Annotated in this window: 17 protein-coding genes and 7 pseudogenes; 12 read left to right on the top strand and 12 right to left on the bottom strand. The window is 67.2% G+C overall.

The features are described 5' to 3' along the window. Window positions 1-138 precede the first annotated feature (138 nt). The 3 genes and pseudogenes from NMK44_RS41265 to NMK44_RS41255 all read left to right on the top strand — a co-directional run. Window positions 139-435, top strand: a pseudogene (locus NMK44_RS41265) (ATP-binding protein); the annotation flags it as partial. Between the two features lie 609 nt (window positions 436-1,044). After that, the gene (locus NMK44_RS41260; RefSeq protein ID WP_254753247.1) at window positions 1,045-1,371 is read left to right on the top strand and encodes a hypothetical protein; all 327 of its coding nucleotides are present in this window, start codon (window positions 1,045-1,047) and stop codon (window positions 1,369-1,371) included. Between the two features lie 346 nt (window positions 1,372-1,717). After that, window positions 1,718-1,885: a hypothetical protein gene (locus NMK44_RS41255; RefSeq protein WP_254753245.1), complete on the top strand. Its 168-nt coding sequence runs from the start codon at window positions 1,718-1,720 to the stop codon at window positions 1,883-1,885. 66 nt (window positions 1,886-1,951) lie between these two features. On the opposite strand, the pseudogene NMK44_RS41250 reads toward NMK44_RS41255, so the two are convergent. Beyond that, window positions 1,952-2,351: pseudogene (locus NMK44_RS41250) on the bottom strand (PucR family transcriptional regulator); the annotation flags it as partial. 417 nt (window positions 2,352-2,768) lie between these two features. Between NMK44_RS41250 and NMK44_RS41245 the strand changes: the two are divergent. Continuing rightward, on the top strand, window positions 2,769-3,656 hold the full coding sequence (locus NMK44_RS41245) for a serine hydrolase (protein WP_254753251.1): 888 nt from the start codon (window positions 2,769-2,771) through the stop codon (window positions 3,654-3,656). 574 nt (window positions 3,657-4,230) lie between these two features. On the opposite strand, the gene NMK44_RS41240 is transcribed toward NMK44_RS41245, so the two are convergent. After that, window positions 4,231-4,791: a barstar family protein gene (locus tag NMK44_RS41240; protein ID WP_254753243.1), complete on the bottom strand. Its 561-nt coding sequence runs from the start codon at window positions 4,789-4,791 to the stop codon at window positions 4,231-4,233. Between the two features lie 1,394 nt (window positions 4,792-6,185). On the opposite strand from NMK44_RS41240, the gene NMK44_RS41235 reads away from it, so the two are divergent. Then, window positions 6,186-6,641, top strand: coding sequence for a DUF5958 family protein (locus NMK44_RS41235; RefSeq protein WP_254753241.1), 456 nt, complete (start codon window positions 6,186-6,188; stop codon window positions 6,639-6,641). A gap of 342 nt (window positions 6,642-6,983) precedes the next feature. Continuing rightward, entirely contained in the window at window positions 6,984-7,805 is an 822-nt protein-coding gene (locus NMK44_RS41225) for a MerR family transcriptional regulator (RefSeq protein WP_254753239.1), read from the top strand. A 9-nt stretch (window positions 7,806-7,814) separates the two neighbouring features. Here the strand turns inward: NMK44_RS41225 and NMK44_RS41220 are convergent, their stop codons facing one another. The 6 genes and pseudogenes from NMK44_RS41220 to NMK44_RS41195 form a co-directional block, all read right to left on the bottom strand. Further along, on the bottom strand, window positions 7,815-8,162 hold the full coding sequence (locus NMK44_RS41220) for a hypothetical protein (RefSeq protein ID WP_254753237.1): 348 nt from the start codon (window positions 8,160-8,162) through the stop codon (window positions 7,815-7,817). Further along, on the bottom strand, window positions 8,159-8,692 hold the full coding sequence (locus NMK44_RS41215) for a GNAT family N-acetyltransferase (RefSeq protein WP_254753235.1): 534 nt from the start codon (window positions 8,690-8,692) through the stop codon (window positions 8,159-8,161). Before NMK44_RS41215 ends, NMK44_RS41220 begins: the two co-directional genes overlap by 4 nt. A gap of 630 nt (window positions 8,693-9,322) precedes the next feature. Further along, window positions 9,323-9,487: a hypothetical protein gene (locus NMK44_RS41210; RefSeq protein ID WP_254753233.1), complete on the bottom strand. Its 165-nt coding sequence runs from the start codon at window positions 9,485-9,487 to the stop codon at window positions 9,323-9,325. 138 nt (window positions 9,488-9,625) lie between these two features. Then, entirely contained in the window at window positions 9,626-9,868 is a 243-nt protein-coding gene (locus NMK44_RS41205; protein WP_254753231.1) for a hypothetical protein, read from the bottom strand. A gap of 13 nt (window positions 9,869-9,881) precedes the next feature. Continuing rightward, window positions 9,882-11,597 (bottom strand): glycine/sarcosine N-methyltransferase, encoded by a 1,716-nt coding sequence (locus tag NMK44_RS41200; protein WP_489660299.1) that lies wholly within the window; start codon window positions 11,595-11,597, stop codon window positions 9,882-9,884. Between the two features lie 122 nt (window positions 11,598-11,719). Then, window positions 11,720-11,984: pseudogene (locus NMK44_RS41195) on the bottom strand (integrase); the annotation flags it as partial. A gap of 588 nt (window positions 11,985-12,572) precedes the next feature. Here NMK44_RS41195 and NMK44_RS41190 point away from each other — a divergent pair. Then, complete coding sequence (locus NMK44_RS41190; RefSeq protein ID WP_254753227.1) at window positions 12,573-14,627, top strand: hypothetical protein; 2,055 nt, start codon at window positions 12,573-12,575, stop codon at window positions 14,625-14,627. 65 nt (window positions 14,628-14,692) lie between these two features. Next, window positions 14,693-14,968: pseudogene (locus NMK44_RS41185) on the top strand (SRPBCC family protein); the annotation flags it as partial. 309 nt (window positions 14,969-15,277) lie between these two features. Here the strand turns inward: NMK44_RS41185 and NMK44_RS41180 are convergent. Further along, on the bottom strand, window positions 15,278-16,390 hold the full coding sequence (locus tag NMK44_RS41180) for a hypothetical protein (RefSeq protein ID WP_254753225.1): 1,113 nt from the start codon (window positions 16,388-16,390) through the stop codon (window positions 15,278-15,280). A gap of 139 nt (window positions 16,391-16,529) precedes the next feature. After that, a pseudogene (locus NMK44_RS41175) lies at window positions 16,530-16,826 on the bottom strand (integrase core domain-containing protein); the annotation flags it as partial. A gap of 125 nt (window positions 16,827-16,951) precedes the next feature. Here NMK44_RS41175 and NMK44_RS42870 point away from each other — a divergent pair. Beyond that, window positions 16,952-17,155 (top strand): annotated as a pseudogene (locus NMK44_RS42870) (AMP-binding protein); the annotation flags it as partial. A gap of 2 nt (window positions 17,156-17,157) precedes the next feature. Further along, window positions 17,158-18,054, top strand: a complete 897-nt coding sequence (locus tag NMK44_RS41170) for a class I adenylate-forming enzyme family protein (protein WP_308358824.1) — start codon at window positions 17,158-17,160, stop codon at window positions 18,052-18,054. Here the strand turns inward: NMK44_RS41170 and NMK44_RS41160 are convergent. Both NMK44_RS41160 and NMK44_RS41155 read right to left on the bottom strand, forming a co-directional pair. Then, window positions 18,032-18,646, bottom strand: a complete 615-nt coding sequence (locus NMK44_RS41160) for a TetR/AcrR family transcriptional regulator (RefSeq protein ID WP_254753223.1) — start codon at window positions 18,644-18,646, stop codon at window positions 18,032-18,034. The two genes, NMK44_RS41170 and NMK44_RS41160, sit on opposite strands and share 23 nt — an antisense overlap. Continuing rightward, the gene (locus tag NMK44_RS41155; protein ID WP_254753221.1) at window positions 18,646-19,494 is read right to left on the bottom strand and encodes an oxidoreductase; all 849 of its coding nucleotides are present in this window, start codon (window positions 19,492-19,494) and stop codon (window positions 18,646-18,648) included. Before NMK44_RS41155 ends, NMK44_RS41160 begins: the two co-directional genes overlap by 1 nt. A 383-nt stretch (window positions 19,495-19,877) precedes the next feature. On the opposite strand from NMK44_RS41155, the pseudogene NMK44_RS41150 reads away from it, so the two are divergent. Together NMK44_RS41150 and NMK44_RS41145 are read left to right on the top strand one after the other, a co-directional pair. Continuing rightward, a pseudogene (locus NMK44_RS41150) lies at window positions 19,878-20,647 on the top strand (transposase). Window positions 20,648-20,754: 107 nt separating this feature from the next. Beyond that, window positions 20,755-22,383, top strand: a complete 1,629-nt coding sequence (locus NMK44_RS41145) for an ISAzo13 family transposase (protein WP_254753219.1) — start codon at window positions 20,755-20,757, stop codon at window positions 22,381-22,383. Window positions 22,384-22,525: the final 142 nt, after the last annotated feature.

The following is a 22,525-nucleotide window of genomic DNA, read 5'->3' as shown; positions in this document are numbered from 1 at the left end:
TCGATCACCTGCCGGTGATCACGCCATCGCCCGCCCCGCTTCGGCGTCCGATCCGGCAACAACGGCTCAATCCGTGCCCATTGCACGTCAGTCAACGACACACCCGGTCCAACGACCCGATGATCCGCAAGAAACGGCCTAGTCGAGTGGAGCCTGGAGGAGCTGGAGTTCGGTACGGAGCTGATGATCAGCGAAATGGTCACCAACGCGATCCGGTACGGCGGCGAGCCGATCCAGCTACGCCTGATCCGCGATCGTGTGCTGACGTGCGAGGTGTCGGACGGAAGCAGTACCTCCCCCCGGCTGCGCCGGGCCCGCACCACCGACGAGGGCGGTCGGGGCCTGTTCCTGGTCGCTCAGCTCGCCCAGCGCTGGGGTACCCGGTACACGGCTGACGGCAAGGTCATCTGGATCGAGCAGCCCCTGCCTCGGTGAGGTCAAGGGCAGCCACCCCGCGGTAGGCCCCGGAAGGCCCGAGTTATGACTGCCTGCCGAAACGGCCACGGGATGTCCCAAGGGAGCGCTCGCGAAGGGTGGCGGTGGGCTGCGTTGAAGCCCTGGTTCGGGAAGTCGGACCATGCATCCTCCTGGCTCGGACTACATCGTCCGAGATTCCTGGCATCCCCGCGTCTCGAACGAACTGGTCGCCGCATGTCGGTAGCCCGGAGTCAGGTCAATTGAGGCGGGGCGCAGGCGGCTGTGACTGAGCGCTTTAACTGGCGGGTTGGCGCGATGGTTGGCGAAGCTGAGCGCTTGAGTTGGCGGATGCTGTGACTGGTCGAGATGGGTGTCATCTGGTCGCGTCGTCTGTCATCGCACCCTCGCTGGCCCCCTTCCCGGGGATGAAGGTCGCCAGTTCCCGTTTGAGTGGACTCATCGCCAATGCGGCTGTGTAGTCAGCGCTAACGACCTGGCCTGGGCAAACCTGAATCCTGGGGCAACAGGGTGGAGGCGCAGGTGATCGTGGTGCCTGAGAGAGGTCCGGCCTGCGAACAACCACCTGTGTCCAGACCGATGGCCTTCGGACCTTCAAGGAGTTTGACCATGAGGAAGTTTGCGCGGAGCGCGGTAGTGGCAGGCGTGGGGTTCGCGCTGGCGGCGGTGCTGTCGCCGGTGGCCCACGCGGTCAGTCAGGCCCCGGCTCCCAAGGCGCAGGGGCAGATCTGGGTGCACGCCTTCGAGAATGCCCCGACCTACGAGGAGGCCACCACTCATTCTCCGAAGGTGGGCAGGGGCATACGGAAGGGAGAGAGCGCCCCGGTCATCTGCATGTCCACGACCGGGTGGTACAAGATCCCTGACGCGAGCCAGGATCCCGTCTGGGCCGAAGCGAACCACTTCGACTCCGTGGTCCACATGCCGAAGTGCTGACACCTGACCGGTGGTGGGGGGGGGGGCCCCCCCGCGGGGGGGGGGCACCCCCCGGCGCGGCGTGCAGGCCCGCCGCGTCCCCCCGGCGGGGGGGCGGCCCCGGCGCCCCCCCGCCCCCGCCCGCCCACCACCGGTCAGGTGCGTGCGGCCGGCCAGCGCCACGACCGTCGCGGCAGACCGACGGACCCACCCGCCCTCATCGTGCTCCCCGGGCCGCATGGACAGCCAACCCCTGTGTGTTCAAGGGTGTTCATCTTCGTCCGGTCGGCCCATGGTGAACACCGCTTCCGCGGCCTTCGGTCACGTCAATATCCCGTAACATCCCGCTCTGTCCTGGGGAATCGCCGTGAACCGCATCGTCATGGTCCTGTTCGTCGACCTCCAAGACGCCGGTGACACCCCCGCACCCGTGGTCGCTCACATGCTCGGCCACCACGACGAGACCACCACCCGGATCGCCGACGAGGCCGGAGGAACCTGGCCCCGCTACGCACCTGGCGGCCGCTCACGGTGACCCCGGCACCTCACTCACCATGCGTACGCGTCAGTCGAATACGCGAGGAGAGTGGCCTCCGCCCGGCCGGGTGACCGGGGCGGTGTCGTCGTACGCTTCAGGCCCGTGGGTGACGGCGACCGCATGAGCATGGGAGAGCCGGAGACCGAATCGCTCTGCTCGTTCAGCCAACCGCCCCAGATCACTGCGCCCGCTCGTACCCCTCGGCGAAGGCGTCGACGGCCTGCTCCACGGCAGCGAGAACACTGCCGGTCGAACCCGGGCCGCCGGGCCATGCAGCACGGGTGGCGGCGAGGTGATCCCGCACGAGACTGCGCAGGCTGCGCCCGTCATCGGCAGCCCGCTCCCCAAGGGCACGGCGCTGGTCGAGCTCCTCCCGGGTGAGACGGCGCCCGGTGGCGGACACCTCGGCCGGGATCTCCGCGTACCCGTCCAGATAGCGCTGCGCCGCCTCCGGCTCGGTCACTCCGCCCCTCTTCTGATGTGCCGCTGACGCACCCTTGACGGCGTCCGGCATGCGGGAGCGTAGCCACCACTGCGGGAAAGCGGCAATCAATGGTTGAGCCCTGCCCGCCTGATGAGGCATCACCGCGCCTGATGGGATCGCACCACATCGAGCGGCATGGCTACCGGCGGGGCCATCCGGCGGTCATGAACCCGTGGACACTTCGGCCCTGCCCCGCTGCGCCAAAACCCCGGCCGCCGAGCTACGGAGGTGATGGCACTGTGTCGATTGTGGAGTGTTCTTGTGACCATCGGAGGCGTTCTTCCACCTCGTCCGCCGTTGACACGTCATCCAGGGCGAGAGCACGGAAATGCCTTCGCAGCGAAGCGAAGACACCCGCGCGACGAACTGCACTCCCGACGAATGGACAAGCGCACCATGGGGCGACACCGACGAATATCCCAGCCGACCCGCACCACCCTGGGGGCAAGGGCGGCGCTGGCCGCAGGGGCACTCGTGCCGACGATCGCCTCGGCGGGGTCAGCTCACGCAGCTGCTCCGCCAGCGGCGATCTGCACCTCGGACGAGCCGGAACTCGCCGACAAGCTGGCCAAAGACATCAACTCCGCACTGGACGCCACCTCCGCGACCACTGCCATCAGCCTCCATGACCGCACCACCAACACCACCTGCACATTCGATGCGGACCGGAAGTTCGACTCCGCCAGCACGGTCAAAGTGACCGTGCTCGCCACGCTGCTGTGGGACGCGCAGAAGGATGATCGCGCCCTGACGCAGGAAGAGCAGGACCGTGCCACCGCCATGATCACGAAGTCTGACAACGATGCCACCACCGCGTTGTGGAAGCAGCTCGGGACGGACAAGATCAACGGATTCCTGCAGGCCGCTGGAATGTCCAACACCACGCTCGACAGCGAGGGTCACTGGGGCCTCACCCAGATCACCGCGAACGACGAGGAAAAGCTCCTCCAACTGGTGACCCACGCGAACCCGGTACTCAGCGAGGACTCCCGCGCCTACATCCTGAAGCTGACAGGCGAAGTCGTCCCCTCGCAGCGCTGGGGAACTCCGGCCGGTGCGCCGAGCGACGCACAGGTGCATGTGAAGAACGGCTGGCTGGAGCGGGCCACAAACGGCTGGCGTGTGCACAGCCTCGGCGCTTTCACCGGTGGCGATCACGACTACACGGTCACGGTGCTCTCGCAGGACAACACCACCATGGACGACGGCATCACCACCATCGAAGGCATCGCTCGGGCTGTCCACAAGAATCTCAACGCGCCCGCGCCCAGCGCTCAGCCATAACCTGGGCTCTGCCGGGGATCTTGCAGCTCCGCCGGCCTGCCGCTGACGGCCCACCAGGACTGCGACCCGGGTTATGCCGAGGACATCGGGTTCATTACACCGGGCGACATCCGGGACGCAGTTCGCTCTCACGAGCACCTCGTGCTCTATCGGGAGCAGAAGCCGTCGTAGCAAAGCCTGCCGCGGTCGCCCTGGCCATCGAGGGCGGGGATCCGCTCCACCGTCAGCGGACGGCGAAGTCCCGAGTCAGCAGTTGAGCTTCACCGAGAATCCAGGACACCAGGACACCTTCCCTTCCCATGGCAGGACAACGACTTGACGGAGAGGTCGCGCTACCTGCACCTCCTCTTCCAGCAGGAAGAGGAGACACTCGCCGCTTCCATCTGCTTCCGACGACCAGAACGTGCACGCCGAGACCTCACTGTGACGGCTGCCGGGCACTGACAGATGTGCTCTCCGCGCAGGCGGAGGTGAGCCGGGAGGTCCCGCGCTGCATCGAGGCGGATAGGATCGAAACGAACCGTCGTCCACCTTGGCTTGCACACGTCCGTCGCCCTCAGGACTGATCAGGCTGTCACCGAAGGATGACGTTCACGCGCTGTTCCTTGAGGATCTCCAGGAGCAGGTCGAACAGTGCAACCTCGCGCTCTCCTGAGGGCACACGCTCGCGCAGCCGTGCACTGGCCTGGGCCGAGAAATCCCAGTGCAAGGTGAACGGCGTGGTGGCACCCCAGCCGCCCCTCAGGCAGTCGTTCAGAGCGTCGAGGTTCCAGCCGAAGTATCCGCCGGGGCCGTTGATGGCTTCACCGATGGCGCAGTAGAAGCTGTCTTGGTCAGCGATGTGCCGACCGTCCAAGGTGAACACCTGGCCTGCGGGTGCGTCGGCCTTCCCCTGGCGTTGGTACTCCCGGGACCACAGCGCCACCGAAAGCCATGCCCTTCTGTCCTCGGGGGCGAGCTCGTGCCACATACCGGTGCGGTTCAGGTGACCCGTGCGGATCAGATCCCATACTCGTTCCGCTCCGGCCACGGCGTTCTCGCACCACAGCGTCATCGTGAGGTCGACGAGGCCGGCCCCGTAGGCGGAGGGCTTGACGTTGATGACGGTGACCTCATTGACGAAGTAGGACCCCATGGTGGCACCGTCGCCGCCGAGGAGCTCGAACCAGGCATTCCCCGCCAAGGCGCGACGACTGCCGACGTGGCCAACGCTCCTCAGCAGGCCACCTCGCGGGAGACAGCCCGCGAGGTGTACTCGACGTGCCCCCGCTTCGTCCGGAAGCGGCGTGAACAACCCCTCGGCCTCGCGAGCAAAGCCCCAGAAGTCAGTGTCGTCCTCATCCGAGGTCAGCGCGTACCTCTGCCCCTCACCGCCGCGCCCTGATGTTCGCGTCTCACTCCCCATGAGAGCGCTGATCTTACCGGCGCCCTGGTGACCTGACACGCGGTCGCCGACCGCTCCACCCCCTGACACTTCTGAAGCTCTGGCGGCGAGTCACGGATCCCCCTACCCCCGTGAGAGCGAAGAGCAGAGAAGGCTGATCCAGCGCAGACACCGCCGGAACGGGCTGTCCGGCTCGGCGGTCGACACTCCGGATCTGCACATGCTCAACGGGACCGCGCGACAGCCGCACGTGCAGACGTCGTCGTCCTGGCGGCGAACGGTCACTTCATCTCGAAGTGCCTGCCGCTGGCGCACTCCCAGCCTTTGCACTTGGTAGACCGGCAACTGCAGGGTGAGTGGGCCGGGGGCTCGCGCCCGCTGTGCGAGATGCTCCACCGACTACCCCCACCGTGTTGACCGTCCCCCAGGTCCTGGCCTGAAGTTTGGCCGGGGGTGATCTCAGCGTTAGGGGCTCGTCCCGTTCGGGGCGTCCTTCTGCCATCGGCATCAGGACCTGGTGGGGGCTCGGGCGATTGAACCTGCCCCTTCGCCGAGAAGGTCGTGTCAGCCCTGATGCCGGATGTCATCGGCCTCGAACTGTGAGCTGATGTTGTTCCACATGAAGCCGTCCTTCCAGCTCGCCTTGCCAGCCGCCCAGCCGCCCAGCCGAGCATGGCGGTCAAGACCTTCTCCTGGGAAGTGGTGCGCGTCTGGTAGTGCTGGGCGGCTACCCCGTCCCGGCATTCGAGTTGGTACGTGTTGTCGTCACGAAGCAGCACCGGGACTTACCAGCTGCCCTCCATGCCTTCCTCGACGAGCTCCAGGACCATATGCGCGTTACCACGCTTGAGGTTGGCCGGCATCCTGCCTGTCACTGGTTTCGAGGGCCTCTTCACCACGCGCCCCGCCTCATCTGTTGCCATCAGCGTGGCCCGATCCTTCAACATAGTTCAGACATCGACTCGAGGAAGACATCGAGGACTATGTCATCGTGGGCTGGTGACAGCATGGATGTGCTCCTACCGGGACAAGGAAGACCTCTGGCGCTGCTTCGAGGTCGACGCCGGAGGCGCAGCCGATCTGGCGGTGCTCCTCGGAATCCTGATCAACGCTGCAAGGCGGCCTCTGCCCCACGGGAGGCAGGCATGAACGAACGCGACGTCCTGCTCAACGAGCTCGCGCAGGGGCTGCGCCCGATGGCAGAGGGCATCGAATGGTTCGACGGCCTCGGCTGGGAAGAGCAGTCCGAGGTGCTGCTGTTCCTGCGTCATCACTGTGTCCAGGCCGGCGCTGTCGCCGAGGACGCACCGGAGAGCATCCGCCGTGCCGGGCTGCGCCCGACGCATACGCCTGCAGTGCTGATCTCACGAGGCCGGATCGACGAGCAACTGGGAAAAATCGCCGGTCTCGCGCCTCTCGACGAGCGCCGCAAGGGGTTCAGGCTGCTGATCGCGGTGCTCACGCTTGCCGACGCGCGCCGCCGCGAGCGCTTCTGCTCTGGCGGTTGCAGTCACTGGTGGCACAGACTGTCCGCGCGACAACGGAAGGTCCATCGCCGAATTCATGCAGAAATCGTGGCGGTGTCCGGCTGCGAGCAGTAGTGACAATGGACGGCACCGGCCGTCGGCTGCCAGGTGGACTCTGATCGCCGGCCCGCCGCGGGACCGCCCGAGAGCGTGGTCGCCCGGTTCTCCCGCTGGAGCCCCCCCTTTCTGCGGGCGCCAGCGGCGTGCTGGTGAGGCGGGTGGGTGGCCCAGCGCGCACACCGCCCCCTACACGGGGGACCGGTAGCCACCGGGACGACAAGGCCGTCGCATGTGGTGGCTCTTCCCGGCGGGGCACTTCACATGACCGGTGTCTGGGCTACCGTCGGCGGTTGCTGCGTGCCGGCCCGGGTGTTTGTTGACTCTCACACCGTGTCAGGCGCTGAACTCGGAGACATCATGTTCACCATCGGAGACTTCGCCCGGCACGGTCGCGTTTCGGTCCGGATGCTGCGCCACTACGACGCAACCGGCCTGTTGCGCCCGGCCCGTGTCGACCCCGCCACCGGCTACCGTTCCTATACGGCTGCCCAGCTCACCCGTCTCAACCGCGTCATTGCGCTGAAGGATCTCGGCCTCACCCTCCAGCAGGTCCGGCGGATCCTGGACGAGGAGGTCAGCACGGAGGAGCTGCGCGCCATGCTGCGGCTGCGGCGGGCCGAGCTGGAGGCCGGTATGGCGGCGGCCGCTGCGCGGCTCGTTCAGGTCGAGGCGAGGCTCCGGTCGATCGAGAGCGAGGGGCACATGCCCACGAACGACGTGGTCCTCAAGAGCCTTCCGGCGATCCGGGTCGCGGAGCTGACCGCAACGGCCGCGAGCTTTGAACCCGCAGATATCGGCCCGGTCATCGGACCCCTCTATCAGGAGCTGTTCCGGCGTCTGGAGGCGGCCGGCGTCACGCCTGCGGGCCCCGGGGTCGCCTACTACGAGGATGCCCCGGAAGGCGGCGGCCGGATCAGCGTCCATGCCGCGGTCGAGGTCGCGGTCCCTGTCCAGGACGGTGCTTTCCAGGTGCTCGACCTGCCGTCCGTCGACCGGGCGGCGACGATCGTGCACCACGGGTCGATGGACACGGTGCTGCCCACGGCCCAGGCCCTGGCCCGCTGGATCGACGGCAACGGCTACCAGTCGACCGGATACCCGCGGGAGATCAGCCTGGAGTGCCCGCCAGACCGGGACCAGTGGGTGACTGAACTGCAGGCACCGGTGGCCAGGCCCTGACACTCGCGGTCAGCGGTTCTGAACAGAGCCCTCAGCTCCGGGCGTCATGGCCGGGCAGCCGGTGACGGCAGTTGCTGTATGGGCCAGGGCACGGGCGACCGCTAAGGGTGGGGGAGCGGCGGTGGCCAGCTGTTCGATGCGTCGTGCCAGTGCCTGCTGTTCCTTGGTCGCGGTGTTGAGCATGGTCAGCAGGCTGCGGATCTCCCACAGGTCGGCGTCCGTCTCGGGTGTGTCCGGTTCCGTGAAAGCGGAGCTCAGCGACGGGAAGACACCATCCGCCCCTGGGTGTCCGTACCCTCGGGGATGTGGGAACAGTGGTCGGCTGTTTTGTGGTGATCGAAGGCTCGGCTGGTTCATGCCTGGAACTCGGTGAGGTCGATGGCGTGAACGCGCAGCGGGTAGCCGTACGCCGGGTGTGCCGTCTCCCGCTCGGGTGCCATGCCGAGCTTGCGGATGACGTTCTCGGAGGCGTTGTCACCCACCCGGTTGATGCTGATGACGCGGTCCAGGCCGCGGTCCTGGAGAGCGAACTCCAGTGTGGCGTGGGCGGCTTCGGACGCGTACCCCTGGCCCCAGAATTGTGAGCCGATCCGCCAGCTGATCGCCACAGCGGGCATCACCTCCGGCAGGAACACGGGCACGGACAGGCCCGTGAAGCCGATCAGTTCGCCCGAGGCCAGCAGTTCGACGGCGAAGAGCCCGAAGCCCTCCTCGTCCCACTCCTCCTCCCACCGCTCGATGTCCTCGGCCGTGTGGTCCAGGTCGCGCACCGAACCTCCGTCGATCCAGCGCATGACCCGCGGGTCCGCGTTGATGTCCGCCATCGGAGCGAGGTCGTCATCGTGCCAGGTGCGGAGGAGGAGGCGGGGTGTGTGGATCTCAGTCATGCGCCCATCCTGCCGAAGGCAAGGGCCTCCTGCGTAATCCGGCGTTCGCCCGCGCTGCCGCTGTGGAACCACAAGGCGTCAAGCCGCCTGTACCGCACACCGTGACGGGTAGAACATCAGGCTGACGGCCGGGCAGACGACGTGCCACTTCGGCAGGGCGGTCGAGAGGTCAAACTCCATCCATAGGCCACTGCGGAGGCGGTGCCGCCTCCGCACGCCGTTCTTCCGGGAGCTTGGCGGCTATTGTCCGTTCCTTGCCCCCGTCATAGGAATCGTAGAGGAGCTTGCCTAGGACGGGTGGGGGTGCCGCTCTGGCGTTTGATCTGGGAGAGTTCGAGTGAGTGACCGCGGTGACCGCGGTGCGCGGGGTGTGCGGGTTGCCGGCGAGGACGGGCAGCGGTGGCGACCCGCCGGTGCTGGGAGTTGCTCTCCAGGAGGCGGACCGCGCTGAGCAGATCGGTGCCTGGGGTGGCGGGGGAGAGGCGGGGGCCGGGCGGTGCGGGGGCGACGGTTGGCTGTTCCAGCGTGGTGAGGAGGGCGCAGACCGGTGTGCCGCCCGGGGCAGTCGGGCCATCCGCTCCGGCCCCTCGGCGCCAGGATGTCAGCACGGGTGACTCGGTTACCGGAGCTTCAGGGCGTGACGTCCTCGCCGCGGCGCGGCCGCAGCACGCTGTCGGGCAGCATCCGGCTCGCGGTGGGCGCCGTGGTCGTCAGCCGTGCGGAGGGAGGGAGTTCCAACTGCTCCCAGTGCCACCCGCCGGTGTCGAAGACGGACAGGTCGGTGAGGCCGTGCATCTCCAGTGGTGTCCCGGCGGCCCGCGAGGCTGGGGTGAGGCTACGGAGCGGAGGAAGCGGAGAGGACATCGCAGATCCAGCTCGCGCCCGTCCCTAGGCGCGCCACGGCGATGGCGAGTTCCCGCACGGCGTCCCGCGTCAGTAGGTCAGCAGTCCCTCCGCGAGGATCACCCAACGCCGCCCGGCGGTGCGTGGCAGCAGCAGGTCGGCGAGCCGGTCGGGGTAGCGCAGGTCGCCGCGCAGCCGTTCGACGGGGACCTCCGCGTCGGTCGACGGCAGGAGCCGGTCCTTGAGGTCGAGTACCGGAGCCGAAAATCGCCCTCGTCCTGGGCACGGCGGCCGTATGCCCCTGGTGCGGCCGGGTGGCGGGCGGTCCGGCACCCGGCCGTCGCGGCTATCGCGTGAAGTGGAAGATTCCCCACGTCACATGGTTGTTCCTGCCGCCCTCGACCCAGTTGGTGAGACCCTTCTTCATACGCGCGAGGTAGTCGGCGCTCACTTTGTCGGCCAGGCCGTCAGCCTCCTGACGCCGCGTCTCGTCCAGCACCCGGGCGTAGTGGGTGATCAGTTGCTCCCGGTGCTCCTCGAAGCCGCCGCCGACCTCGGTGAATCCGAGTCGCGCCAGCTCATGGCGGTAGAAGTCGGGCGAGCCCATATCCTCCAGGTGGATGCGGTCCAGGATGGGGCGCAGTGTCTCGGCCGGGCAGCCGTCCACCGCCATGGGGTCGGTGAAGATCAAGTGGCCGCCCGGGTGCAGCACACGGGCGGCCTCCTCCAGGGGGCGGTCGCGGTTGCCGCTGTGCAGCAGGGCGTCCTGGGACCAGACCACGTCGATGCTCTGGTCCGGGAGTGGGATGTTCTCGAAGGAGCCGTCCACCACCTCGATGGCCTCGCTGAGTCCGCGCTCGGCGTTCAGCACACGGTGACGGGCGTTCTCCACCTCGCTGAGGTTGAGTGCGATGACTCGGCAGCCGTAGGTCTCGGCGAGGTAGCGTGCGGAGCCGCCGAAACCCGCCCCGAGATCGAGCACGACGGATGAGGCCGTAAGGTCGAGCTGTCGCGCCATGCGCTCCACGGTGCGTCTGCTGGCCTCGGCTATCGGCTCGTCAGGCCGGTCGTAGATGCCGATGTGAATGTCTTCTCCTCCCCAGACCTGGGAGTAGAAGGCGTCAGCATCCGCCGAGTTGTAGTAGTCGCGCGCGGTCCCCACGGCCTCGGAATATTCCATGGGCGGCTCGGCCGTGATCCGGTATTCCTTCTCCGCGACATGAATGAAGAAGTCCGGCCGCTCTTCCCGGTTGGTGTGCTGGAAATCGCCGTACGTCTCGATCCGCTGGAAGCCGACCTCCTGCATGAGCCTGCGCGTGTAGTCCTTGCGCAGCGGGAACATGTTCAGGTGGTAAACGGATTTGTCGGGGAAGCTGTAGCGCATGCGCACCAACCCCTCGTCCACATACTCCGGCTCGACGGCGACGTCCTTCCCGCAGTAGTAGTAAACGTGCTTGCTGGTGTAGCCGCGATCAAGGATCGCGTCGTAGTTGCGCTGGTCGAGGACGAGGATCCCATCGTGCTTGAGCATCGCGTAGAACTCCGCGAGCGCCTTGCGCCGGTCGCGCTCCGAGAACAGGTGGGTGAAGGAGTTCCCGAGGCAGACGATAGCGTCGTACTCGCCGTGGGCGTCACGATTGAGCCAGCGCCAGTCCGCCTGTACGACGCGGAGAATGTGCTCGCCGTGCTTGAGCCCGTTGTCGAATGCCTGGGCAAGCATCTCGGCGCTGCCATCGGCGCTCACGGTCTCGAATCCAGCCTCGAGTAGCCGGACCGAATGAAAACCGGTCCCAGTGGCCACGTCGAGCACCTTTTTGACGCCACGCTCCCGCAGGAGGTCGATGAAAAACGTTCCTTCGCTCTCCGTCCGCCTATCCCAATCGATGAGCGAGTCCCACTTTTCGACGAAACTGGGTACGTACTCCTCTGTGTAGTGATCGGTGTCCCGGACGTCGACTGGATTGTGTCCGAATTTCTGTACAGGATGCGCAGAAATAACGAAACCTCCGGTGCTGAGACGGCAGACAAGGCATCCGTGCCCGGCGGGGCGTATTCCCGGCATCACGAGATGTATGCCGCCGGAAGGGCAATCCCTCTGCAAAAAGCAGGAAAATCATCGCACTCAACCAGAAATAAAGTGACTCATCCTGATTTCACTTACTTCTTCTGGGAAAATGATGGTTGTCCAGCCTCTTGTAAAATCTCCCAGGCGGTGGGTGCGGCCACCTCCACGCCCAGGACGAGCAGTTCGCCGTGCAGGCGGCGATATCCCCAGCTGGGGTTCTCCCGCGCCAGGCGCAACCCCAAGGGCCCGTATGGAATGGAGGGTTCCAGGTCCCGAGCGCTTGGGCCGGAAGGCGACAGCATGGCGGCGTGCGAGAAGGTCGCGGTGCCAGTGCAGCACCGTGTCTGGACGCACCAGCAGCCGCACTCTTCGGAGCACGCCCATGGCTATGCGTCACGCCCAAGTAGGCCGTCGCAGCGGCATGGTCGGTGCTCACGAGGCACTGACCGCTGGCTGCGCGAGAGCGCCGGATCGAGCGATGTCGGCGAACAGTTGCAAAACCCGGCTCACCTGTCCCCACCAGACCGGTGAGATGTCCGGGCAGGGGCAACCGCACCGCGCGTCCCCGGCCAAGGGTGGTGGTATGGGGTTGCCGGGTCTCTTTTTTCGTGGCCTGCCACTTCGAAGCCGTCCCGGGTCATCGCATTGCGGAGACGCTGCTCTACTGGCGGAGCGCAGATATTCCTGGCGTGTGCATTGCGCGGCCTTCGCCCATCGCGTGGATGTCGGCCAGCCGCCCCGAGCGGACCTGTATGGCACCTGACATCAAACAGCTCGGCGAAACTCCGCTCAACCGTCCGGTTGTAGGTGGCCCGGTCGTCGCCGCGCCAGCCAGGCAGGACGCGACGACCGGCCCTATGCCGGTCGAGGCAGTCGTGATGGTCGGAGCCGCGCCATCACAACTCCCCTTGGACCGCGCGGCGTTGACTCGTTCGGCAGGTGCACGGCGGCGTCTTGCGATAGAAGTACGGCATGATGCCAGTGGAGGAAGCCCGGGACGAACTGAAACACCTGCTGAGCCGTTGCGGGCGATGGTTGTGTGACGAAGAGGGGGTGCGCGACCTCCTTCCCGATACAGCTGGCCTGGCCGGAGATGCCGAGCGGCTGGAAGACCTGCGCACACGCGCCCTGTCATCCATGCTCAACGTGGCCCTGCTCGGACGGCAGTCGTCCGGGAAGAGCTTCCTGATCAGCGGTCTGCAGGGCGGCCTGGAGTACGTCCCCATCACCGACGAGGACGGTATGCCATCGGCAGAGTTCCTTGGCGTCCTTCCGTCATCGGCGCGCCCGACCACAGCATGTCCATGCACGGTCATCCCAGTGGGAGATGATCCCTCCGACAACGACTCGGGCCGGGCACTACTGCGCGTGAGGTTCGCAGGTGGCGGGGTGGAAGATATCGGTTCGGATCTGCCGCCCGCCGTGGTGGCCGCGTACGGAGCGGCGGACGGCGACGTCACCAACCGCCGCCGCGAGCACATCAACCGCCGTGTCGAATCGATCGAGGTGCTCATCGCCGACGCTCGCCTGCCGGTCAAGCTCTTCGACCTGCCCGGCTCGGAGTCGCCGATCGCGGAGCACGAACTCATCATGCGAGAGGCGTGGGCAAAGGCCGACTGCTTCATCTATGTCAGTCACGCGACCTCGGCCCTTACCTCAAATGAGCTCCAGCTCATCCGGGACCTGTACGCCCACCACATGCAAAGCAACGCAAACAAAAGGGTGTTGTGGGCCCTCACCGGGATCGACCTGGCGACCCAGCGCGAGCAGGGACAGGCTGCCTGGAAGAGCGTACTGACCACGAACAACGACTACCTACGCACACACTTTGGCGCCCCAGGTGGTCAATTCATCGGGGAGGGGTTCCTGCCGGTCTCGGCCGCCTGGGAAGCCGAGGCGGACTTCAAGAACGCCCAGGGCGACGACGGAAGCGCCCTGGGGCGGCTCAGCGGCATGGAGGCGCTGCGCGACCACCTCCAGAGCCTGATGGAGTCCGGCGCAGGGCATGCGCATCTCCGCCAGGTCGCCGACGAAGCACGCTGGCTCGTACGGCGCCGCCAGCGCCAGCTGGCCGACATGCTCGATACCCACCAGCTGGCCGTGGAGGACCTAGAGGTACAACAAGACAGCCTTCGGGGTCGCATAGCGAGCGCGGAGCGCTCCCTGGATCGCATCCGGACCGAACTCGGGCGCGAACTGCAGCGCAGGATCCGCGCAGCTCGGGGGCCGTTCAACGGCTTGGCCGATGAACTGCACCAGCAACTTGACCCATTGATCGACAGTGGCAACCTGAGCGCTGAGCACGCCAACGAGGTCGACGTGCTTCAAGTCCAGCTGTTCAGCCAGTGGATGACTTCACCTGGGGGCCCGGCAACCCTGTGGGAACGCGAATTGCAGGCGTTCGATGCAAGCGCCAGGCAGTTGCTCCGGGCGGACCTCGGCGTAGACACCGGCTCTCAGCTGGTCTCTCCTGAGCCACTCGACACAAGCTACTTCCCGATGCAGGCTGACGGCCGCCAGCCCCTGACGGCCTACGGCGTGGTGCAGGCCGCGGCCAACACCCTCGGCGTTGCCAGCCCCATCGCCGCGGGAGCCGTGTGGCTTACGACCAGCCTCAGCCTCGCCACTATCGCGGTTCCGGCCGGAGCCGCCGTCCTGACAGCCATCGCCGTCGCCAAAGTCACGGATGTCCTCAAGGACCGTGAGTCCAAGGTCCAAAGGGCACGCCAGGAGCGCAAGGACATGATCGACGAACAGGTGAAGCAGGCCCGTAGCGCCTTCGAGAACGTCACCCAAGGCCAGGGGCGGCTACTGATCGACGCAGTCGACCACCATCACTTGCAACACCAGACCCGCCTGAAGTCGACGTTGGCTCAGATCATGGAGCGCATCAACGCGGAGGACACCGTCCGCAGCCGCGCCGTCATCGACCGCCTCACGCCCGTCAACCAAACTGGCCAAGCCCTGGTAACCGCGTTGCAGGACCTGCGCGACACCCTCAGAAACGATGTCCTCATGGGGCGATGAGATCGTGGCCGCTGGCAGCCGAAGCAGGTGGTGGCGCTCCACCCGAACGACACAAGGAGAACTCCATGTCCGGCACCCGCGGCACCGGCATCCGCGCCACCCTGTTAACCGTCCTGCTCGTCCTCGGTCTCCTCGGCACCGCTGCCGCACCCACCGGGGCCACCGGCCCCCACACCTCCCGCCCCGGCAAGTCTCTCACCTGCCGCGGTAAGGGCGTCGACCCCGACGCTGTCGTCCGCCACCGGACCGAGATAGTGATCAACGCCCCACTGCGCATCGTCTGGAAGCTGCAGACCGACGTGGAGCGCTGGCCGTCCTGGCAGACCCCTGTCGAGACCGTGCTGAAGTCCGCCGCCGAAGCCTGCCCCCACAACCGGCCGCACTGAGCTTGGGCGATGCCCTACGCCGTGGCGGCGCGCACAGCGGGCTGTGACGGGACGCCAGAGCGCCGAGCTCACCACACTCACGCCTCCCCTCGGATTGACACCGGCGGCACGCGGCTCATCGGACGCGGCGGCGACCCGAGCATCCCGTGGCGCAACGACAACCGCAACAAGCAGTTACCACCCCTCGCTCCGCTCCCGTGACGTGGTGCTCGGCAAGAGGCCCGTGAGCGTCACGGGGGAGATCGAAAGACACCTGCTCACGACTCAGTCGACGCCCAACTGTTCCTTGACCTCGTCCTGCAGGAATCGGCGCTCCGTGCCGAACGCCTCGATGCCTGTGTACAGGGCCGCCAGTGCCGCCTGGAACGGGTCGGGCTGGGCTGCGGCGAACAGTGTCGACACGGCATTACTCATGGGCGATTTCTGGTCGATCCCCTCCCGTGCCATGGCTGCGACGCGCTGCGGCACCGAGGGATCGGACTGTAGCCGCTGCCAGGCCAGTGCCACCACGTGGAACGGCGGCGGAAGCGGCCGGCCCTGTTCCACGTCGGTCAACGCGGGTGCCACCCAGTCCAGTTCGGCGAGCCCGATTTCCTGGTAGGCGCGGCGAGCCACCCAGCCGGCGATCTCCCGCTGGCGCTGCGGGCTCTCGGCGGCGAGCGCCTCGGCCAGCTCCCGCTCCGCCATGGCCATCTCACGTGCGCCGCCGCACAGTTGTTGCAGCGCCGGGCTGGGCAGTGTCCCGCCCCAGTGGACGGCTTCGGGAACGACCTCGGTCCGTATCCGCTCCGCCTCCCGATTCCATTCCTCCCGTTCGGCCTTCAACCGTGCTTCCTCCACCAGGCCGGGCAGGCTCGGGGGCGGCAGCTTGGTGACCGTCTCGTGCCAGTAGGCGGCGGTCCCGCCGGTCTGCTTGACCACCTGGTCCGGCTCCGGTGGGCAGGGCCAGAACTGCAGCAGGTAGCGGTCGATCACGGGCGCATCGTCCTCCCGGGTGTGCGCCTCGAATGCCAGGTCCATCCCGGAAGCCGAGTACCGGACCCGGTAGTCCACATCCTCCAGGCCCAGCTCCCAGGACTCTCCGCCACCCCATTCCGCCAGCGATGCGCGCCCGAGGGGACGGTATGACGCCACGACGATCTCCTCCCAGCTGTCGTCCAACTCCGGGCACTCGTCATGCACTTCGACCCGGAAGCCGACCCCGCCGTAGTGAAGTCCGGTGACCAGCCACAGTGTCCCGGGCCAGGCTGCGCCGCACAGTCCGTTGCTCTGCCCGCCGAACGTGTCGTCCATGCCGCCGAAGTCGGGCGCCTCCTCACTCTTCACGTAGATCTGGCTGTAGGACACGTCTACTTCGTCGTCCAGCACTGTGCGCACGGGGTCCTCCTCTTGGTCACAGCCCGCCCCTTGCTCCGGTCGGTCGGGTCCTGTCGCATCCGATGGTGCGCGATGCCACTGACAACATGGCGACGCCGAGCTTGTTCTACCTTCCAAGCGTGGGTCTGAGCTGGTGGGTCCGCTCGGTGGTTGAGCGGTAGGGCCGCTGGTAGGCCCATTCGTCGAGCAGGGTGCGGTTGGAGCGTTCGACCTTTGCCGTTCGTCTGGGGTCAGTAGGGCCGGATGCGCTTGTGTGTGACACCGGCCGCGTGCAGGGCATGCGCGGAATGCCGGGATTTGTAGCAGGCCCCGTTGTTGGTCAACGTCCTCTCGACGGTGATGCCGGGGCTGGCGAAGAAGGTAGGGGCCCGCTGCCCAAAGACGGTGACGGTCTCGCTGCACTCGTCCGGGGCGCTTCGCTGTGGGCCAGGCGGGAGCGTATTGACCAGCACGAGGCACCGCCCCGCGTCGCCCGGCTGTCCCGCGCCGGATCGGCCATCCCCGTCGGCAGGCAACCAGGTGGACCGTGCCGTCATCCTCAACGATGGGTCGTCTCCGCGGATGCCCGCCCGGGACGATCTCGCTCTGGACGAAGTGGCCTGGCTGCTCTACACCTCGGGCTCCTCGGGCGCGCCCAAGGGCGTCCTGTCCACCCAGCGCAACCGTCTCTCGCCGGTCGCGACGGGCCTCGTCGGTGTCCTGGGCCTGTCCGAACGGGACCACGTGCTGTGGCCGTTGCCCCTCCATCACGCAATGAGCCAGGTGGCGTGCCTCCTCGGGGTGACCGCGGTGGGGGCGAGCGCGGTGCTGCTGCCTCGGTTCTCGGTGGCAGGTGTGCGCTCAGCGAACTGCGTCGCGGGGACGCCTCGTTCACCTTGCTCGGTGGGGTCCCGACCACGTATTCGGCGTTGCTCGACGCGGTCCGGAGCGAGGAGGGCGGCAAGGACGGCGGCAGGGACGGCGTCGGTCTCGGCGCCCCCGCGCTGCGGGGTTGCGTCAGCGCTGGTGCTGCGGCGGGGCCCGGGTTCCGCGAGTCTTTCGAGGCGATCTGCCGCGTCCCCTATCTGGAGCACTACGGCAGCACGGAGGCGGGCCCGGTCACGATGGCGGCGCCGGGCGAGGCGACGGCGTCCGGGGCGTGCGGCCGGGTGCTGCCCGGCACCCGGGTCCGGGTCGGTGGGGGCCCCGACGGCCGGGACACGGGCGAGGGCGAGTTGTGGGTCAGCGGGCCCGGGGTGATGGCCGGGTACCACGGCAGACCGGAAGCCACCGCGGAGGTACTGCGCGACGGCTGGTTCCGCACGGGCGACCTGGTCAGCATCGATGCTTCCGGTGAACTGGCGGTCACCGGCCGGGCGAGTGATCTGATCATTCGTGGCGGGGTGAACATCCATCCTTCGAAAGTGGAGGCGGTGCTGCGGCGGCTTCCGGGGGTGGCGGACGCCGCCGTGGCCGGACGCCCGCACCCCGGCTTCGGCGAGGTGCCGGTCGGCTATCTGGTCGCCGGGCACGGCAGCGTGCTGGACAGGGGGCGCATTCTCGCCGTTGTGCCTCGTGGGGTCTCCACCGGGGAAGCGCAATGGACGGTAGGGCTGGAAGCCACGGGGTTCGGTTTCGCGCCTGACCGTCACGCCACGTCCGTCAGGTGGTCAGACCGGCACTGATCAGCCAGAGGTGTTCGCAGGTCGCGGATGCCTCTTGCAGCGTCTCGCGGGACTCTTGTGAGGCGTGGTAGAACGTCCGCTCGATCATCCAGCACAGGGCGCGTGCCATCGCTGAGGCTTGTTCTGGTTCGGTGCCGGCTTGGATGCCGGCCCGTTCCAGGACGGCGGTGATGGCCGTGATGAACAAGTCCGCTGTATGGCTCCACAGCTCGCCGATCTCCGGCACAGTCAACGACAGGTCGATCGCCGTGCGCATGACCAGGCCGTGCTCGTTCCACAGCTCTACCGTGCGCTGCATGGCTTCTGCGATGGCCTGGCGGGGCTCGTCGGTCTGCGCGGTGGTCCGGGACCGCTCCCACAGCTGCTCGACGGTACGCGCCACGAGTGCCACAACTACTTCTTGCTTGGAGCCGAAGTAGAAGTACAGGGCGCCGCGTGTGATGCCGGCGCCCTGGGCGATGTCGCCGACGGTCATGGCGTTGTAGCCCTTGTGCGCGAGCAGGGCTTCGCAGGTGTCCAGGATGGCCCGCTCCCGCAGATCGCCCTTGCGTTCGGTGCTGCGTCGGCTCCGCGCGGGGTGGTGGCTGGGCATCAGAGCTGAGCACCCTCATCGAAGTCGGTCGTGCGGGAGAGCGTCTCCCATGCGCGGATGTCCTCGTCCACGGCAGTGCGCGCAGTGGTGACCAGCCGCAGCGCGTCCGAGCCCAGGACGAGGTGGGCCGGCGGCTGGTCGACCGAGGCGATGCGCACGACGGCTTCTCCGGCCTTGGCCGGGTTGCCGAGCTGGTTCCCGCTTGCCTTCTGCCGCGCTTCACGGATGGGATCGAACAGCTCGTCGTAGTCGTCGATGGTCCGCGCGGCGCGTGTCATGGACCGTCCGGCCCAGTCGGTGCGGAAGGAGCCGGGCTCGATCGCCGTCACGTGGATCCCGAACTGTGCGACCTCCTTGCCCAGTGCTTCGAGGATGCCTTCCAGGGCGAACTTGCTGCCGCAGTAGGCGGACATGCCGGGCACGGCCATGAGGCCGCCCATGGAGGTGACGGCCATCAGGTGTCCGCGGCGGCGTCGGCGCATGTGGGGCAGTGCTGCCTGCAGGGTGGCCACTGCCCCGAATACGTTGATCTCGAATTGCCGCCGCACCTCGGCCAGCGGGGTTTCCTCGAAGGTGCCCTCCAGGCCGTAGCCGGCGTTGGCGATGACGACATCCAAGGGGCCGACGCCTCGTTCCACCTCCGTGATCACATCCGAGACGGCGCGGTCGTCCGTCACGTCCAGGATGCGGCCGCGAGCGTAACCGGGCTTAAGCCCCTCGAAGGCCCGCAGGTCCTCCTCGGAGCGGACCGTACCGACAACGGTGTGATCGGCAGCCAGGGCGGCCTGGGCGAAGGCACGTCCCAGGCCCGTGCTGACGCCGGTGATGAGCCAGTTCTGCCTCTGCATTGCTCCTCCAGGAAGGTCTCGCGGGGAGCAGAACTGCTCCCCGCCCAGAAAGTCTACACGGTGTCGATTTTTACCTTCGCCACGTTGGTTTTGGGTTACTCAACGGCATCACGCCGGGCCGGGGGAGATCCGGCCGCACCGAGACCGGGGCCCGCTGGCGCAGGCCGCTGTGCGCACTGGCTGGTGAGCTGCGGTGCCGTCCCGCGAAGTCACTCCGGCTGTCACCGTCCACATCCGGCAGGTCGTGGCCTGGCATGGTCTGGCGCCGCGGATCATTACCAGGATGCCGAGTTGCGGTGGCTGATGGACGCCTCGGTGGGTCCTGCCAGCGGAGGCGGGCTGATCAGCGTCAGGTGGCTGTTCACCTCCGGGATCATTCCCACGTGTCTGGTGTGATCACGGCGTCGAAGTCATCCTGGATAGCCCCGTTCACCGGGCTGAGCCCACAGCAGTTCGGCAAGCTGATCACAGCCTTGCGGCGTGAAAGAACCGACCAGGCACGCAGGGGCCGGCCGTGGAGCTTGCCGCTGGAGGACCGGGTCCTGCTGGTCGTCGCGTATTGGCGGACGAACCTGACCTTTCGGCAGTTGGCGTCGTTGTTCGGGGTGTCGAAGTCGGCCGCTGGCCGCATCATCGACCACCTCGGGCCATTACTCGCTCTCCAGCCCCGTAAGCGGTTCCGCGACGGCACCGTGTTGATCGCGGACGGCACCTTGGTCCCCACCCGCGACCACACCGTCGCCGAGCAGTCAAAAAACTACCGCTACTCGACCAACCACCAGGTCGTCATCGACGCCGACACCCGGTTCGTTGTCGCCGTCGGCCGGCCTGTCCCGGGCAACCGCAACGACGGCAAGGCATGGGAAATCTCCGGCGCAAAGGCCGCTGTCGGTCACACCACGGTGATCGCCGACGGTGGTTACCGGGGGACTGGACTGGTCATCCCGCACCGACGCGAACCCGGCCAGACCGAACTCCCAGCCTGGAAAGAGGACCACAACATCTCCCACCGGAACGTCCGTGCTCGCGTCGAGCACGCCTTCGCCCGCATGAAGGCGTGGAAGATCCTGCGAGACTGCCGCCTCCAAGGCGACGGTGTCCACAACCCATGCTCGGCATCGCCCGTCTGCACAATCTCACGCTGGCCGGATAGGAGGAGCCGCCCTGGCCACCATCACACCGGAGGCCATTACGGGACAGCCCTTAGGGCTTGCAGATCATCAAGGTGTTGCTTCCCGTCCCATGGCTCGTTGATGTGGTATGCGCATCCCGGACGAGATCCGTGCCCAACTCGCCATGAAGTTCGCGGTGTTATTCCCGCATCTGGATGAACGGCAACGACGGCTGCTGATGGCCGCAGAGGCCCGTGTTCTGGGACACGGTGGTGTTCGGGCCGTCGCGCGGGCGGCCTCGGTGAGTGAGACCACGGTCCGCAAGGGCGTGTCCGAGTTGGAGGCCGGCGAGGAGCCTCTGGGGCGGGTGCGGCGACCGGGCGGAGGCCGCAAGAGGGTCACAGACCTCGATCCGGGGCTGCGGCCGGCCCTCCTGGCGCTGGTCGAGCCGGACGAGCGAGGCGATCCGATGTCGCCCCTGCGGTGGACGGTGAAGTCGACCCGCACGCTGGCGCGGGAGCTGGCCCGGACCGGGCACAAAGTCAGTGCGGACACCGTCGCGGACCTGCTGCGGGAGGAACGCTTCAGTCTGCAGGCCAACGCCAAGACCATCGAGGGAAGCCAACATCCCGACCGAGATGCCCAGTTCCGCTACCTCAACGAGCAGGCTCGTGATCACCGGGACGCCGGCCAGCCGGTGATCAGCGTGGACACCAAGAAGAAGGAGCTCGTCGGCGAGTTCAAGAACAACGGCCGCCAGTGGCGGCCTGCGGCTGATCCGGTGCCGGTGAACGTCCATGACTTCGCCGACCCCCAGCTGGGCAAGGCCGTCCCGTACGGGATCTACGACCTCGCGGCGAACACCGGCTGGGTCAACGTGGGCACCGATCACGACACCGCCGCCTTCGCGGTGGAATCGATCCGCCGCTGGTGGTCCGGCCAGGGCCGGGCCGCCTACCCGCAAGCGACGCGACTGCTCATCACCGCCGACGCGGGCGGCTCGAACGGCTACCGCACCCGGGCCTGGAAGCTCGAACTCGCCCGGCTCGCGGCCGAAACGGGACTGACGATCACCGTCTGCCACCTGCCGCCGGGCACATCGAAATGGAACAAGATCGAGCACCGGCTCTTCTCGCACATCACCATGAACTGGCGCGGCCGTCCGCTGACCAGCCATGAAGTCATTGTCCAGTCCATCGCCGCGACCACCACCCGCACAGGACTGCGTGTCATCGCCGAGCTGGACACCAACGTCTACCCCACCGGAGTCCAGATCGGCCACGCGGAGATGGCGTCCCTGCCACTGACCCGACACGCCTTCCACGGCGACTGGAACTACGCCCTGCACCCCCAGCCCTGCCCAGCCATCCCAGCACCCCGAGCTCCGCAGAAGCCGGCCCCGGAGTGGGACCACGCTCTCCTGTCCGACCCCGCCCTGACCGGCATGTCCCGGCAGCAACTGAGCGATCTCACCAACACTTTGGCTCCCGACGGCGACGTCAGGCGCGGCCGCCCGCCCCGGCTCGCCTTCTCCGACCAGGTCCTGGCAGCCGTCCTTCACCTGCGGGTAGCCCTGGCCGCGGAACCCCTCGCCGTGCTCTTCGGCAGCAGCCGGACCGCTATGCATCGCACTCTGCTGAAGATCAGGAGACTGCTCAAGGCGCACAGCATCGTCATCCCGCCGGCGGCCACTCCGCCCTCCGCCCTCACAGCCCTCCAGGCTCGGGTTCGAGTCCTGAGCAGCGACTCCAGCAGCATGATCAAGACGACGTGTTGATGATCTGCAAGCCCTTACTGATCTTTTCGTAAGTTCAGTGGGTGTGCTGGCGTTGTGCGTGGGAGGCTTTCGGGGTGGCTTATCAACCCTCGCCTTCGGCTGCTGGCTCGTCTCTTCCTCCTTTGTCGCGGCCTCAGTTGGC

It is taken from the genome of Streptomyces cucumeris, assembly GCF_024295805.1.
Taxonomy (GTDB): Bacteria; Actinomycetota; Actinomycetes; order Streptomycetales; family Streptomycetaceae; genus Streptomyces; species Streptomyces cucumeris.
Note: the sequence above shows the minus strand (reverse complement) of the source record. Positions and strands in the feature narration are given on the sequence as shown.